This window comes from Arthrobacter sp. UYCu723, assembly GCF_054059215.1.
Map to the genome: position 1 here is coordinate 3,729,026 of NZ_JBSSBW010000001.1, position 14,399 is coordinate 3,743,424.

The following is a 14,399-nucleotide window of genomic DNA, read 5'->3' on the forward strand; positions in this document are numbered from 1 at the left end:
CCATGGAATCTTTCAACGCCGCCGACTCCGGCAGTTGGCTCCGGCCTTTGCTCGATCCCGCGGCCAGGGACATGCATTGCGTCGTGCCGCACGGCTTTTCCGCGTATGCCCGGGTCCTCCATCCGGTGAGCCGGGACCGGCCGGCCGATACCTTGTCCTGGCACAGGCAGGACAAGGAAGTCCTGGTCGACGTCGACAGTGAATCCGTTCCGTGGTCGGAGGTGGCACGGACGTTCGGCGCGTCGATGCACGCCCTGGCACAGTATCACCGCCTGTCCGGGCCGGCCGCGGGGCCGTACGGTGAGGTCCTCGACGCCGCGGGCTGGCGCTACTCCGAGCCGCGGCAGGGGAACTTGGACATCCACGTGCTGGCCGCGGCGGCGTCGATCCTTTCCCGGCACACGACGACGCCGGTCAACGGCGTCGCCGCGATCTGGGAAGGGTGGGGCGGCCTCACGAGCTCGGCCGGATACAGCCAGTTGAGCTTCGGCATGGACGGCGGCGGAGGGCGGGGAACCGTAACGCTTGGCGCCGAGGACGGGGCCGGTTCAGGGCTTCTGCCGGCCAGCGTGGTGCGCGGGCCGAGGCTTGAGCTTCCGGGCCGCAGTCACTTTCTTTTTTCGTCTTCCCCGGCCGAATTCACAGACCCGGCCTGGGCCCTCAACGCGCCGTGGCACCATGATCCGCGCTGGCCGCAATCACCCAGCCTGCTCTGGCCCGAGGACAGGGCCTGGGTAATGGTCACGGAGATCGACTTCGATTCGACCATCATCGCCGGCAACCCCGCGCTGGTTGCCGGGCTAGTCTCAAGTCCGGAAATCGAGGCCTTTGAGATTCCTGAGGGTGCGGACCTTTCCTGGGATGCCTGTTGACGTTGCTCTCCGTGCCGATGAAGCGTCGCCAGGGTCTTCGCGCGTTGGATATCGCGGCGGGCACGCTCGGATTCCGGATTCGAGCCCAGGGGTAAATGCCTGGCCCGCGTCAACAGATGACGCTCCAGGGATGCGACGATGATCAGTCCGGCAGCAATAGTTACAATCAGCAATTCCATGAGTCCCCTGGGTGGAAAGCCCAGCGCCGCAGAAGCGATCGCAGCAGGGCCGGGACGGAGACCAGCTCAAGGGGCGGCGACGAGCTCTATTTCGAACCCGTCGGAATTCACCAGGTAGGCAGCATAATGTCCGGGACCGCCGGCATTAGGATATTTCCCCGGAAACAGCGGTTTCCAGCCTTGCAGCGGGGCTGCGTCCGCCAAGTCGTCAACCCGCTGTCGGCTCCCGGCGTGGAATGCCAGGTGATTGAGCCCGGGCGCGGTGCGTTGATGCTCACGGCTGCTCAGGTCCGGTGACTCTTCGACCACTATGTAGGTCTGGCCCCGGCGCCAGCTGATTCCGTGGGACCAGGTCTGGAAGGTCTCATATCCCAGGCTGGTCAGGATCCATCCCAATTCCGCCTTGGCGCGCACCAGGTCTGGCACCCACAGCTCGACATGGTGCAAGGCACCTTCGGAATCACCACTCACGTCCTGAGTCGCTGTCAGCGCGGCCGGCGGGCCGCGTGTTCGCGGGCGAGGACCGCGTAGGAGTCATCAGGGGTGCCGGGGGAGAAGCTGCCGTACTTGCGTTCGACGGCGGTCCGGATCAGGAAGTCTGCCAGTGCCGGGTTCTTGGGCAGCAGCGAGCCGTGCAGGTAGCTCGCCACGATGTTCCGGTAGCGGGCGCCTTCCTGGCCGTCGTTGCTGTTGTTGCCGGTGCCCTTGGCCGTGGATCCCAGCGGTGAGACGCCTGGCCCGAGCGTGGTCTGGCCGCTGTGGTTCTCGTACCCGAGGATGCTGCCGAATTCCGGGGAGGACACCGCGACGTTGCCGATCAACCGCACTTCGGTACCGTGCGTTTCCACATCCAGGATGCCGATTCCCGGAATGACCGAACCCAGCCGGGTCTTGAAGAACTTCCCGAACAACTGGTACAGCCCGCAGATCACGAGCATGGGGGTGCCGTCCTCGGCCAGCTCCCGCAAGGTGGATTCCCGGGACAGCAGATCGTCCTTGATCACGAGCTGTCCGCTGTCCTGGCCGCCGCCGCCGAGGATCAGGTCCACGTGTGCGGGGAAGTCGTCGCCGACGTTGTATTCGAGCAGTTCCGGCGTATAGCCGTGCCAGCGCAGGCGCTGGGCGAGGACCAAGGCGTTGCCCCAGTCTCCGTAGATATTCATGTCGCGCGGATAGAGCTGCAGGACCCGGATGGTTCCCTTGCTGGGCGCAGCCAGTTCCTCGGGCGGCAGTTCGTGTCCGTAGGAGAGCCCGTGTCCGGACTGCCGTCCGGTCTGCCCGGACGAAGGCTGGGGGGTCATGAGACCACCTCCACTGTGGTGATTTTGGCTAGCTCGCGGCGGATGGCCAGCATGGCTGTGTAGGTGCAGAAGATCCGTTTCGGTTTGCCCTTCGCGCCGCGGATGAAGGCAGCCAGTGCGGGCGCGATGTCGGTATCGACGGCGCCGATGGGGACGTCGTCATACTGCAGCCGGAGGGCCATGTCGTAGGCCCGCGAGCCGCTCAGCTGGTCCGCGCCCTCCTCACGGAGGGTGTCGAATTCGACGTCCCAGAGCCAGGACATGTCCCGGCCGTCTGCATAGTTGTCGTTGATCGCGATCATGGTGGCGTAGCCCGCGGCAGGGAAGGACTTCAGGCCGAGCCGGAAGCCGCTGGGGTTCTTCACCAGCACCAGTTCCAGCGGCAGGCCGTCGACCACGAGGCTTTCGCCGCGGCCGAACGCCGGCGCTACACGGGACAGCGCCCTGAGCAGGCCGTCGTTATCTGCCACAGCCGTCTTTCCTTGACCGGCGTCCCTGACCGCGATGGCCCGGGCCAGGGTCAACGCGGCGGCCGCGTTGAAGATGTTGTAGACACCGCGCAACAACATCGCGGTGGTGACGGTGACGCCGTCGTACTCAAAGTCCGCATTATCGGCACCGACCCGGCGCAGCACGACGTCGGCGTGCGGCTTCGCGGGGGCAGGAGGCACCGGGCTGCCGGGGGCCGCCCGCAGCTCGTCGTCGTTCGGGAAAGTGCTCAGCAGCGAATCATCGAGGCCGAAGTAGAGGACGTCGGGGCCGTTCAGGGTGCCTGTTTTGTGCGTGTCTGTTTTGTGAGTGTCCTCGCTGAGCGTTTCCGCGATTCGGGCCACGCGGGGGTCTTCCCGGTTCAGCACAACGGTCCCTGTGGTCTTGGAGGCAACATGCTGCAAGAGCTCCGCGGTCTTGTCGATCTCCCCGAAGCGGTCCAGCTGGTCGCGCAGGACATTCAGCAGGAGGCTGTAGCGGGGTGGCACCTGGTTGACGAAGTGCACGGCGTGGGCCTCGTCCAGTTCCAGCACCGCGACGTCCGCCCTGAGCCGGCCGCGCCAGTCCACCTCGCCGAGCAGCGCCGCGGCGACGCCGCGGGTGAAGTTGCTGCCGGTGCGGTTGGTGAAAACCGTCAGGCCCTGGCTTTCCAGCAGCTCCACGACCATCTTTGTGGTGGTCGTCTTGCCGTTGGTACCGCTAACGACGGCGACGCCGAGAGGCAGCGTGGACAGTGTCCTCCGCATGAAAGCGGGGTCGATTTTCTCGACCACCAGACCGGGAAGGGCAGAGCCTCCGCCCCAGAGCCGGGAGACCCGGCGGACGAGCTTGCCGAGCGGAACACTGAAGTAAAACATGCTTTGTAATATATCCCAGCGGCGGCATGAAAGCCTGCCGGGCGGCGGAGCCGGTGCAGTTCGGGAAAGCCCGGCGCACTATGCTGGTCGAATGACCAACCCCCCTTCTGCGCTTCCTTCCCGCGCGGGTGCAGGCCTGCGGATAGGTGTCCTTTCCCTCCAGGGCGATTTCCGCGAACACCTGCACGCGGTGGAGGATGCCGGCGCCACCGGCATCGGAGTACGCCGCCCGTCCGAACTCGACGGCCTCGACGGCCTCATCATTCCGGGCGGCGAATCGACCACCATTGACAAACTGTCGAGGATTTTCGGCCTCCGGGAACCGCTGTGTGACAGCATCCGGGGCGGGCTGCCGGTCTACGGTTCCTGCGCCGGCATGATCCTGCTGGCGAACGAGATCGCCGACCCGGCCAGGGACCTCGCCGGGAATCCGCAGCAGACCTTCGGCGGCCTGGATATCACGGTCCGCCGCAACGCCTTTGGCCGGCAGCGGGAATCCTTCGAGACGGACCTCGATTTCAAGGGACTGGAATTCAGCGCCACGGAGCACGGCGTGCCCCCCGTCCATGCCGTCTTCATCCGCGGACCCTGGGTTGAGCGGGTGGGGGATGGTGTGGAGGTCCTCGCCATGGTGGAACCGTCCAGGGCGGGCCACCCCGAGTCGCTGGACGGGACGGCTAGAATTGTTGCTGTGCGTTCCGGCCAGCTGCTGGCCACCTCCTTCCACCCCGAAGTGACGGGGGAGAAGCGCGTGCATGAACTGTTTATCCGAATGATCAGAGGAGAAGCGTAAAGCATGTCAGGCCACTCCAAATGGGCGACGACCAAGCATAAAAAGGCCATCCTCGACAGCCGCCGGGCCAAGTCGTTCGCCAAGCTGATCAAGAACATCGAAGTTGCAGCGCGCATGGGCGGACCGGACCTCGCCGGCAACCCCAGCCTGGAGTTGGCGGTCACCAAGGCCAAGAAGACCTCGGTCCCCGCTGACAACATCGACCGCGCCATCAAGCGCGGCGCCGGCCTCACCGGCGAAGTCGTGGACTACACCGAAATCATGTACGAATGCCGCGGCCCGCAGGGCTCGGCGCTGCTGATCGAGTGCCTCACGGACAACAAGAACCGCGCCGCCTCGGAAGTCCGCCTCGCCATCTCCCGCAACGGCGGCACCATCGCCGATCCCGGTTCGGTCAGCTACCTCTTCTCCCGCAAGGGCGTCGTGTCCCTGCCGAAGAACGGCCTGAGCGAAGACGACGTGCTGATGGCCGTCCTCGACGCCGGCGCTGAGGAAGTCAAGGACAACGGCGACAGCTTCGAGATCCACTCCGAGCCGACCGACCTCCAGGCCATCCGGGATGCCCTCAAGGAAGCCGGGATCGAGTACGACACCGATGAGGCCGAGTTCGTGCCGTCGATGGAGGTGCCGCTGGACCTCGACGCCGCCAAGAAATTCATGAAGCTCGTGGACGCCCTCGAGGAACTCGACGACGTCCAGAACGTCTACAGCAACGCCGACCTCAGCGACGAAGTGCAGGCCGCACTGGAAGCCGAGTGACCCTTCGCGTCCTCGGCGTCGATCCGGGCCTCACCCGCTGCGGGATCGGCGTCGTGGACGTTGAGAAGAACCGCCGTGCCACCATGGTGGCCTTCGGCGTCGTCGGAACCTCTCCGGAGGAAAGCCTCGACCAGCGGCTGCTGGTCATCGCCACCTCGATCGATGACTGGCTGGACAAGTACGAACCGCACGTCCTCGCCGTCGAGCGCGTCTTCTCCCAACTCAACGTCAGCACCGTGATGGGGGTCGCGCAGGCCTCCGGTGTGGTGATCGCCGCGGCCGCACGCCGCGGCATCCCGGTGGCGCTGCACACGCCGTCGGAGGTCAAGGCCGCGGTTACCGGCAGCGGCACGTCCAACAAGGACGCCGTCACCAAACTGGTCACGAAGATTCTCCGCCTTGACGCCCCTCCGCGGCCGGCCGACGCCGCCGACGCCCTGGCGCTTGCCATCACCCATGCGTGGCGGGCCGGCAGCGGAACTTCCAACAAGGGCGCAGTCAGCACAGGACCGGGCGGCCAGTCGTTGACCCCGGCCCAGCGTGCCTGGGCGGACGCCGAGGCCAAAGCGCGCCGTGCGCGTTGAATGTCCGACTGTGCCGGCGTGGAGCTTGGTAGGGTATTCGTAGATATGTTCGGATAGCCGGTTCTTCCGGTTTATATTGTCAGCTATATTGTCAGCTGTATTTTCGCTGTAAACCCAGGAGCCCGGCTTTGATCAGTTTTCTCCGCGGAACCGTAGCGCACGTCGGCCTGTCCTCGGCAGTGATCGACCTCAACGGCGCCGGTATGAGCGTGAACGCCACACCGCAGACCCTCAGCAGCCTGCGGGTGGGTGAGGAGGGGAAGCTCTTCACGTCGTTGATCGTCAGGGAGGACTCCCTCACCCTGTTCGGTTTCGGCAGCGACGACGAACGCGAGGTGTTTGACGTCCTGCTCAGTGTCAGCGGCGTCGGGCCCCGGCTGGCGTTGGCGGTGCTGGCCGTGCACGAACCCGAGGCCATCCGCGTCGCCGCCCACTCCGGCGATGGCAAGTCCTTCACCAAGGTGCCCGGGATCGGGCCTAAGGTCGCCGGGCGCATCGTGCTGGAACTGGCCGGCAAGCTGGTGCCGCACGGGACCGCAGGCGCCACGGCCCCGGCAGTATCCGCGGAAGCGGTCTGGAAGCCGCAGGTCGTCGCTGCCATGACGAGCCTCGGCTGGTCCGAAAAGGACGCCACCGCCAGCATCGACAAATCCCTGGCGGATTCCCCCGAGCTGGCAGACAAGGGCAACGTGGCGGAAATCCTTCGCGCCACCCTCCGCTGGCTGGGCCAGGACGGCGCCCGCGCCGGGAACAGGGTAGGCGCCCGTGGCTGAGCCGTCGCTCGTCGCCGGGGGAGAGGAGCCGGAGGAGCGGGTCATCGAGGCCGCGCTCCGGCCCAAGAACCTGCACGACTTCGTCGGCCAGCACCGGGTCCGCAAGCAGCTCTCCCTGGTGCTGGAGGCCTCCCGCATGCGCGGACGCAGCGCCGACCACGTGCTGCTCTCCGGACCTCCCGGGCTGGGCAAGACCACGCTTTCGATGATCATCGCGGCCGAAATGAACGCCCCGCTGCGGATCAGCAGCGGTCCTGCCATCCAGCACGCCGGCGACCTCGCCGCGATCCTGTCCTCCCTCTCGGAGGGCGAGGTCCTTTTCCTCGACGAGATCCACCGGATGTCCCGGCCGGCCGAGGAAATGCTCTATATGGCGATGGAAGACTTCCGCGTCGACATCGTCGTCGGCAAGGGTGCCGGCGCCACTGCCATCCCGCTCGAACTGCCGCCTTTCACCCTGGTGGGCGCCACTACCCGCGCCGGCCTCCTGCCCGGGCCGCTCCGCGACCGCTTCGGCTTCACCGGACACCTCGAGTTCTACTCCGTCGAGGAACTCGAACTGGTGCTGCGGCGCTCTGCCGGGCTGCTGGACCTCAAGGTCAATTCCGCCGGTTTCAGCGAGATTGCCGGACGCTCCCGGGGCACCCCCCGCATCGCCAACCGGCTCCTGCGGCGTGTGCGCGACTGGGCACTGGTGCACGGTATCGAGCAGATCGATGCCCGGGCAGCCTCCGCCGCGCTGGACATGTACGAGGTGGACAAGCGCGGCCTGGACCGGCTGGACCGTGCCGTCCTCGAAGCGCTCATCACGAAGTTCGGCGGCGGACCGGTAGGCCTGTCCACCCTCGCGATCGCCGTCGGTGAGGAAACGGAGACCGTGGAAACCGTGGCCGAGCCGTACCTCGTCCGGGAGGGGCTGCTGGGGCGGACACCCCGGGGCCGGATTGCCCTGGCACCGGCCTGGACCCACCTCGGCTTTGCCGTGCCGGCCGGAGTCTTCGCGCAGGACCCCCTGGAGTTGTTCCGGGCCACCGACCCCGGTGATGAAAACGTTGAAGAACTGGGTGAGGAAGCGGATCCGGAATGGATCCGTAACAGTCAATAACACCGCCCCGTGACCTTTTCCCTTTAGACTGGAATGACGCTCGGCACGTTCGGGTCTTTGTTTCTGTGGGCGGCGCGCATCTGGCCGCTCCTGGCCGGGTATGGTTTTCTGGCAGGTTCACTGCCAGGCATTTTGCCAGGCGGCCCGGAGCGAAGCGGACGTTGCTGAAACCCAGCTAGGCAAGTAAAAGAATGGAATTTCCCCTTGGATCCAATGACAATTCTCCTGTTCGTCATGCTCGGCGTCTTCGTCTTCATGATGTTCCGCCGGAACAAGAAGACGCAGCAGCAGCAGGCGCAGCTCCAGTCGAAATTCGGCCCCGGCGTCGAGGTGATGACGAGTTTCGGCCTGTACGGCCGCATCGTCGAAATCGATGAGGAAGAGAACAAGGTCCTGCTCGAACTCTCCCCGGGAAACACCGCCACCGTGCACCGTCAGGCCGTCACCAAGATTGTTGAGCCGGTTGTCGCAACCGAGGAGCCGGCGGTTATTCCCGACGACGCTTCCTCGCTGACCACTGAAAAGGCGGACAGTGCCGCTCCTGTCAATGAAGCGCCCCGCAATGAAACTCCTGATGAAACTCTGCGCCGCCTCAATGACGAAGGCAAGAAAGACAGCTAGTCTGCCTATCTGAGCTATCCCGCGAAGTAACGGTTGCGGGCATCCGCCGGTGCGGGCCTCCGGGCCCGCACCGGCGGTTCCTCCGTAAATAATAGAAAGATCGACAATGGCACGTACTGGCCCCAAAAACACAGCCCTCAGGGTGCTGGTCTGGCTTGGCGTAATTCTCGCCGTCCTGACTGCCGTCCTGGCGGGCGGCACGATTGCCGGCCAGGCGAGCTGGGCTCCCAAGCTCGCCCTGGACCTTGAAGGCGGCACCCAGATGATCCTGGCGCCCAAGGTGGAGGGCGGCTCGGACATCAACGAAGAACAGCTCAACCAGGCCGTGGCGATCATCCGCCAGCGCGTGGACGGCTCGGGCGTTGCGGAAGCTGAAATCAGCACGCAGTCCGGCCGCAACGTCGTGGTCAGCCTTCCGGGCACGCCTTCCAAGGAAACCCGTGCGCTGATCCAGGCCTCTGCCGACATGAATTTCCGGCCGGTCCTTCAGGCCGGCCCCGGCGCAGCAGTTCCCGCGGCGTCCCTGACCCCGGACGACAAGCTGCCCAAGCCTACGGCCGAGCCTGCCAACAGCAGTGACGAGAACTGGATCACCCCTGAGGTCTACAAGAAATTTGAGACGCTCGACTGCGACAACCCCTCCCAGGACAAGCAGGAACGCTCCGACCCGGCCAAGCCGCTGGTCACCTGCGAGCCGGCGTCGGCCAACTCGCCGGCCATCAAGTACGTCCTTGGCCCGGTTGAAGTGAAGGGCTCGAACATCAAGGGTTCGACCTTCCAGCTCCAGCGCGGTGCCCAGGGCGCCGTGACCAACGAGTGGGCCGTCAACATCCAGTTCGACGACCAGGGCACGGCCAAGTTCAAGGAAGTCACCGAGCGCCTGTACAAGTTCTACGTCGCCGGCGGCGGCCAGGGCGGCTCGGATCCGAAGGCCCAGTTCGCAATCGTCCTCGATGACCAGGTCATTTCGGCGCCGCGTTCCCTAGCCGTCATTACCGACGGCCGCCCGCAGATCACCGGCGGGTTTACGGAGAAGTCCGCGAAGGCCCTCTCGGACCAGCTGCGTTTCGGCGCCCTGCCGATCAGCTTTGAGATCCAGAGCGAGCAGCAGATTTCGGCAACCCTCGGCGGTGAGCAGCTCCGCATGGGCATGCTGGCAGGCCTGATTGGCCTGCTGCTGGTGGTCGTCTACTCGCTGTTCCAGTACCGGGCGCTCGGCTTCGTCACCGTAGCCTCCCTCGTGGTGGCCGGTGCGCTGACCTACCTGGCCATCGCGATCCTGGGCTGGACGGAGAACTACCGTCTATCCCTTGCCGGCGTCGCAGGCCTCATCGTCGCCATCGGCCAGACGGCGGACTCGTTCATCGTCTACTTCGAACGCATCCGCGATGAGCTCCGTGAAGGCCGCGGCCTGGTCTCGGCCGTCCAGAACGGCTGGAAACGTGCCAAGCGCACCGTCCTGGCATCCAAGGCAGTCAACCTCCTGGCCGCCCTCGTGCTGTACTTCGTGGCGGTGGGCAACGTCCGCGGCTTCGCGTTCACCCTCGGCCTGACCGCCATCGCTGACCTGATCGTCGTCTTCATGTTCACCCACCCGACCCTGCAGGTGCTGTCCCGCACCAGGTTCTTCGGTGAAGGCCACCGGTTCTCGGGACTTGACCCCAAGCGCCTCGGCGCCGTGCCCCTGTATCGGGGTGCAGGCCGGATCCGCACGCCGGAGGACAAGCCCTCGGTGGCGGTCCGCGCCAAGAACACGGGCGCCGCGGCGGAAGCCGAGCGCCGCATGACCATTGCAGAACGCCGCCTCGCGGAACGTCAGGAACAGCTAAAGCAGGGACAGCTTGCCGGTTCCTCCAAGAGCGCTTCAAAGGAGGGCAAGTAAATGGCCAGCTTCGCCAATTTCGGTAACGAGCTTTACACGGGCAAGCGCTCGTACGACTTCGTCGGCTCCAAGAAGATCTGGTTCCTGATCGCGGCGGTCGCCGTCGCGCTCTCGATCCTTCTCCCGGTCGCCAAGGGCGGCTTCAACCTCGGCATCGAGTTCCGCGGCGGATCCGAATTCACCGTCTCCAATGTGAAGACCACGGACGCGACTACCGGTGAGCAGGCCGTCCAGGGCGTTGTCCCCGGCAGCATCCCGCGGGTGGCGAATGTCGCCGGCAGCACGATGCGCATCCAGACGGACAAACTCACCGACGACGAGACGCTGCAGATCAAAGAAGGCCTCACGAAGGCCTACGGCGTGACCGAGAACGAGGTGACGTCCACGTTCATCGGGCCCACCTGGGGCGCAGACGTGACCAAGCAGGCCCTGCTGGGACTGCTGATCTTCGTCGGCCTGGCCGCCGTGCTGATGGCGCTGTACTTCCGCACGTGGAAGATGTCACTGTCCGCCATCGCCGGTATGCTCGTGACGATGTTCATCACCGCCGGTGTCTACGCCCTCAGCGATTTCGAGGTGACGCCGTCGGCCATCATCGGCTTCCTGACTGTGCTCAGCTACTCGCTCTACGACACCGTGGTGGTATTCGACAAGATCCGTGAAAACACCGCGGACCTGCAGGCTTCCACCCGGCGGACTTTCGGCGAGGAAGTCAACCTGGCCGTCAACCAGACCCTGGTCCGCTCCATCAACACGATGATGGTGGCCATCCTTCCCGTCGGTGCAATCCTCTTCATCGGCGCCGGGCTGCTGGGGGCGGGAACGCTGCGGGACCTCTCGCTGGCGCTGTTCTTTGGCATCCTGATCGGAACGGCTGCGACGATCTTCATCGCCGCGCCGCTCTACGCCTGGCTGCGGCAGAACGAACCTGAGCTGGTCAAGCAGGCCAAGCGCGTGGAGCAGCGCCGGGCAGAGGCTGCGGCCAAAACCTCCGCACCGGCCACGGCGTAGCCTACAGCCGGTCCGCCCGGTGTGATCCGACGGGCCGGAGAACGTCATCCGTGACGCTCTCCGGCCCGTCGCCGTATCCCGGTCGGTTATCGAAGTATCCTGCCGCGGGAATAGACTTGAATAATTAACGGGTTGTGAGGGGTGCTTCATTGGAAGAACGTTCGACGCCGGTGCCGGCAGCACCAGCGGACAAGGGTACCGGCCAGGGTTCGCAGACTGGTGTGGTTGCTTCCGTAGGCGCCGATCCGTCTGTCCCTGTCGACAGCTCGGGCGCGCGGCCCACGTTCCCCGGCCGCCGCGAACGCACCCGCTCCCGGCTCGCCCGGCTGACAGGGCGCGGTGCCCCGGCCTACTCGCCCATCCTGGAGCCCCTGCTCCGCACCGTGCGTGCCAACAACCCCAAAGAGGACTTCGACCTCATCCAGCGTGCCTTCGTCGTGGCGGAGCGCTGCCATCGCGGGCAGAAACGTAAGAGTGGCGACCCGTACATCACGCACCCCGTAGCGGTGGCAACGATCCTCGCCGAACTGGGCCTCAGCGGCACAACGCTGGCCGCGGCACTGCTGCATGACACGGTCGAGGACACGTCATACACCCTGGCGGACCTCAAAGCCGAGTTCGGGCCCGAAGTCGCGATGCTGGTTGATGGCGTCACGAAACTGGACAAGGTCAGCTTCGGCGAGGCCGCCCAGTCCGAAACGGTGCGCAAGATGGTCGTGGCGATGGCCAAAGACATCCGGGTGCTGATGATCAAACTCGCTGACCGGCTGCACAACGCCCGCACCTGGCGCTTCGTGTCCGCCGAGTCCTCGGCGCGGAAGGCCCGGGAAACCCTGGAAATCTTTGCACCGCTGGCCCACCGGCTCGGCATGAACACGATCAAGTGGGAACTGGAGGACCTCTCCTTCGCGGCCCTCTACCCGAAGGTCTACGAGGAAATCGTTCGCATGGTGGGGGACCGGACCCCGGAGCGCGAGAAAAACCTGAGTGTCATCCGCAACCAGATCACCGAGGACCTGCGCGCGGCCAAGATCAAGGCCACCATCACCGGACGGCCGAAGCACTACTACTCGATCTACCAGAAGATGATCGTCCGGGACAAAGACTTTGACGACATCAACGACCTCATGGGCGTCCGGGTCCTCGTCGACTCTGTCCGGGACTGCTACGCGGCCCTGGGCGCGATGCACTCGCGCTGGAATCCCCTGCCGGGGCGGTTCAAGGACTATATCGCGATGCCCAAATTCAACATGTACCAATCACTGCACACCACGGTGATAGGTCCGGGCGGCAAGCCGGTCGAAATCCAGATCCGCACGCACGAGATGCACCGCCGCGCCGAATATGGCGTCGCCGCGCACTGGAAGTACAAGGACCAGCCGAACCGCACGGCAGCCGGTCCGGGCAGCCCCCGCGAAGGCGACATGGGCTGGCTCCGCTCCCTGGTCGACTGGCAGCAGGAGACCTCCGATCCGGGCGAATTCCTGGACTCGTTGCGCTTTGAAATCAACGCCCGTGAGGTTTTTGTCTTCACCCCCAAGGGCGAGGTCATGGCCCTGCCCGCCGGCTCCACACCCGTGGACTTCGCCTACGCCGTGCATACCGAGGTGGGCCACCGGACCATCGGTGCCCGGGTCAACGGCAAGCTGGTGCCGCTCAACAGCGAACTGAACCACGGCGACTGGGTGGAGATTTTCACCTCGAAGGCCGAAGGGGCCGGGCCCAGCCAGGACTGGCAGCACTTCGTCAAGAGCGCCCGGGCCCGCAACAAGATCCGGCAGTGGTTCAGCAAGGAACGCCGCGAAGAGGCGATCGACCGCGGCAAGGAACTGCTGACCAAGGCCATGCGCAAGCAGAACCTCCCGCTGCAGCGGCTCATGACGCACGACGCCCTCGCCGCAATCGCCGAGGACTTCAAGTACGCGGACATCTCCGGGCTCTACGCCGGGGTGGGCGACGGCCACACCTCGGCCCAGTCCGTCATGGAACGCCTTGTCGAGAGCCTCGGCGGGAAGGAAACGCCCGACGATAACCTCTCCGAGGTCTCCATCCCCACCCAGGTCAGCAAAGCCAAGTACTCCGATTCCGGCGTCGTTGTCCGCGGCGTGGACGACGTCTGGGTGAAGCTGGCACGGTGCTGCACACCCGTGCCGCCGGATCCGATTCTGGGCTTTGTTACGCGCGGTTCGGGCGTGTCGGTGCACCGGACCGACTGCACCAACGTCGCGGGCCTGATGGACCAGCCGGACCGGATCGTCGACGTCGACTGGGCGCCCACGCAGTCGAGCGTGTTCCTGGTGGAAATCCAGGTCGAGGCCTTGGACCGCAAGTCCCTGCTCTCGGACGTGACGCGGATCCTGTCGGAAAACCACGTCAATATCCTGGCGGCGAGCGTGCATACCTCCACGGACCGGGTGGCCATTTCCAAGTTTGCCTTTGAAATGGGCGATCCCAAGTACCTGAGCCACGTGCTCAGTGCGGTCCGGCGGATCGACGGTGTCTTTGACGTCTACCGCACCACCGGGAACCGGCGGCGCAGCTAGGGCGGTTTCCCGTTCTCCAGGGCAGCGAGTTTCTCCAGTGCCCCCTTTTTGTGCGGCACGCGCGGGGTGGCTTCCACGGCGAGCCGGAGCAGGCGCAGCCGCACGCCCAGCTCAGTCCGGGCCAGGAGCGCGTTCAGGGCCGGCAGCGCCCGTTCCGGTTCCACATGGAGGGCGATGTCCACGCCAGTCCGTAGCGGGCTGGAGACCATCAGCCCGCCGAGGCTGACGACGTCGAACGGACCCAGGCGCACCTCATGGAAAGTGCAGCCTCGCGTGGATCTCAGGCTGGAAAGTCTCCGGTTGGCGTCCACCAGCAGCGCCAGGCGGTCCGGTTCCCGCGCGCAGCCGTAAACCCAGGCCGCCGTCATCCTGCCTGCGACCACGCGCTGCCTGATCTGCGGCGGGATCATCGTGGCGAGAGCGCGGGCCCGGAGCCGCGGGGTCGCACGGGTGCCCGGCGGCAGGTAGCCGCGCTGGTACAGCTGCGTCAGGACGCCGTCGGCCGCCATGGCCTGCAGCTCCGGCCACGAGAAGAGCGTGCCGGGGGAGTACAGTTCGGCCGGAAGAGCAACAGGGGCAACCGGATCAGCGCCGGGCGGGTGGACCATTCAGCAATCGTGCCGGGTGTCC

The 14,399-nt window shown here is 65.6% G+C and carries 14 protein-coding genes; 10 read left to right on the forward strand and 4 right to left on the reverse strand.

Translation table 11 applies throughout. The features are described 5' to 3' along the window. Positions 1-2: 2 nt before the first annotated feature. Positions 3-872: a hypothetical protein gene (locus tag ACVWZ8_RS17495; RefSeq protein WP_456505339.1), complete on the forward strand. Its 870-nt coding sequence runs from the start codon at positions 3-5 to the stop codon at positions 870-872. Between the two features lie 245 nt (positions 873-1,117). On the opposite strand, the gene ACVWZ8_RS17500 is transcribed toward ACVWZ8_RS17495, so the two are convergent. From ACVWZ8_RS17500 to ACVWZ8_RS17510, 3 genes are read right to left on the reverse strand one after another with little or no spacing between them, the layout of a single operon-like run. Then, positions 1,118-1,522, reverse strand: a complete 405-nt coding sequence (locus ACVWZ8_RS17500) for a VOC family protein (protein WP_456505340.1) — start codon at positions 1,520-1,522, stop codon at positions 1,118-1,120. 14 nt (positions 1,523-1,536) lie between these two features. Beyond that, positions 1,537-2,352 (reverse strand): type 1 glutamine amidotransferase, encoded by an 816-nt coding sequence (locus ACVWZ8_RS17505; protein WP_456505341.1) that lies wholly within the window; start codon positions 2,350-2,352, stop codon positions 1,537-1,539. After that, on the reverse strand, positions 2,349-3,698 hold the full coding sequence (locus ACVWZ8_RS17510) for a MurT ligase domain-containing protein (RefSeq protein ID WP_456505342.1): 1,350 nt from the start codon (positions 3,696-3,698) through the stop codon (positions 2,349-2,351). Before ACVWZ8_RS17510 ends, ACVWZ8_RS17505 begins: the two co-directional genes overlap by 4 nt. Before the next feature lie 91 nt (positions 3,699-3,789). Between ACVWZ8_RS17510 and pdxT the strand changes: the two genes are divergently transcribed. From pdxT to ACVWZ8_RS17555, 9 genes are all read left to right on the forward strand, one after another. After that, the gene (gene pdxT, locus ACVWZ8_RS17515) at positions 3,790-4,491 is read left to right on the forward strand and encodes a pyridoxal 5'-phosphate synthase glutaminase subunit PdxT (RefSeq protein ID WP_426978122.1); all 702 of its coding nucleotides are present in this window, start codon (positions 3,790-3,792) and stop codon (positions 4,489-4,491) included. A gap of 3 nt (positions 4,492-4,494) precedes the next feature. Continuing rightward, on the forward strand, positions 4,495-5,250 hold the full coding sequence (locus tag ACVWZ8_RS17520; protein WP_426978120.1) for a YebC/PmpR family DNA-binding transcriptional regulator: 756 nt from the start codon (positions 4,495-4,497) through the stop codon (positions 5,248-5,250). Further along, a complete protein-coding gene (gene ruvC, locus ACVWZ8_RS17525; RefSeq protein WP_426978118.1) occupies positions 5,247-5,834 on the forward strand; it encodes a crossover junction endodeoxyribonuclease RuvC in 588 nt (195 codons plus the stop codon). Before ACVWZ8_RS17520 ends, ruvC begins: the two co-directional genes overlap by 4 nt. Before the next feature lie 128 nt (positions 5,835-5,962). Further along, positions 5,963-6,607, forward strand: coding sequence for a Holliday junction branch migration protein RuvA (gene ruvA, locus ACVWZ8_RS17530; protein WP_426978116.1), 645 nt, complete (start codon positions 5,963-5,965; stop codon positions 6,605-6,607). After that, positions 6,600-7,712, forward strand: a complete 1,113-nt coding sequence (gene ruvB / locus ACVWZ8_RS17535) for a Holliday junction branch migration DNA helicase RuvB (protein ID WP_426978114.1) — start codon at positions 6,600-6,602, stop codon at positions 7,710-7,712. The genes ruvA and ruvB overlap by 8 nt, the downstream gene beginning before the upstream one ends. Positions 7,713-7,925: 213 nt before the next feature. Beyond that, positions 7,926-8,333 (forward strand): preprotein translocase subunit YajC, encoded by a 408-nt coding sequence (gene yajC / locus ACVWZ8_RS17540; protein ID WP_426978112.1) that lies wholly within the window; start codon positions 7,926-7,928, stop codon positions 8,331-8,333. A gap of 106 nt (positions 8,334-8,439) precedes the next feature. After that, positions 8,440-10,215 carry a protein translocase subunit SecD gene (secD, locus tag ACVWZ8_RS17545; protein ID WP_456505343.1) on the forward strand — a complete coding sequence of 592 codons (1,776 nt, stop codon included), beginning with the start codon at positions 8,440-8,442 and terminating at the stop codon, positions 10,213-10,215. After that, the gene (secF, locus tag ACVWZ8_RS17550) at positions 10,216-11,226 is read left to right on the forward strand and encodes a protein translocase subunit SecF (RefSeq protein ID WP_456505344.1); all 1,011 of its coding nucleotides are present in this window, start codon (positions 10,216-10,218) and stop codon (positions 11,224-11,226) included. Positions 11,227-11,375: 149 nt separating this feature from the next. Beyond that, positions 11,376-13,769, forward strand: a complete 2,394-nt coding sequence (locus ACVWZ8_RS17555; RefSeq protein WP_456505345.1) for a RelA/SpoT family protein — start codon at positions 11,376-11,378, stop codon at positions 13,767-13,769. On the opposite strand, the gene ACVWZ8_RS17560 is transcribed toward ACVWZ8_RS17555, so the two are convergent. Then, positions 13,766-14,377 carry a hypothetical protein gene (locus tag ACVWZ8_RS17560; RefSeq protein ID WP_456505346.1) on the reverse strand — a complete coding sequence of 204 codons (612 nt, stop codon included), beginning with the start codon at positions 14,375-14,377 and terminating at the stop codon, positions 13,766-13,768. The genes ACVWZ8_RS17555 and ACVWZ8_RS17560 overlap by 4 nt on opposite strands. Positions 14,378-14,399: the final 22 nt, after the last annotated feature.

What these genes read in the sequence shown, in the direction of transcription:
- ACVWZ8_RS17520 (WP_426978120.1), top strand. Translation starts at nt 4,495, where the DNA reads ATGTCAGGCCACTCCAAATGGGCGACGACCAAGCATAAAAAGGCCATC.
- secF (WP_456505344.1), top strand. Translation starts at nt 10,216, where the DNA reads ATGGCCAGCTTCGCCAATTTCGGTAACGAGCTTTACACGGGCAAGCGC.
- pdxT (WP_426978122.1), top strand. Translation starts at nt 3,790, where the DNA reads ATGACCAACCCCCCTTCTGCGCTTCCTTCCCGCGCGGGTGCAGGCCTG.
- yajC (WP_426978112.1), top strand. Translation starts at nt 7,926, where the DNA reads ATGACAATTCTCCTGTTCGTCATGCTCGGCGTCTTCGTCTTCATGATG.
- ACVWZ8_RS17495 (WP_456505339.1), top strand. Translation starts at nt 3, where the DNA reads ATGGAATCTTTCAACGCCGCCGACTCCGGCAGTTGGCTCCGGCCTTTG.
- ACVWZ8_RS17510 (WP_456505342.1), bottom strand. Translation starts at nt 3,698, where the DNA reads ATGTTTTACTTCAGTGTTCCGCTCGGCAAGCTCGTCCGCCGGGTCTCC.
- ACVWZ8_RS17505 (WP_456505341.1), bottom strand. Translation starts at nt 2,352, where the DNA reads ATGACCCCCCAGCCTTCGTCCGGGCAGACCGGACGGCAGTCCGGACAC.
- secD (WP_456505343.1), top strand. Translation starts at nt 8,440, where the DNA reads ATGGCACGTACTGGCCCCAAAAACACAGCCCTCAGGGTGCTGGTCTGG.
- ACVWZ8_RS17560 (WP_456505346.1), bottom strand. Translation starts at nt 14,377, where the DNA reads ATGGTCCACCCGCCCGGCGCTGATCCGGTTGCCCCTGTTGCTCTTCCG.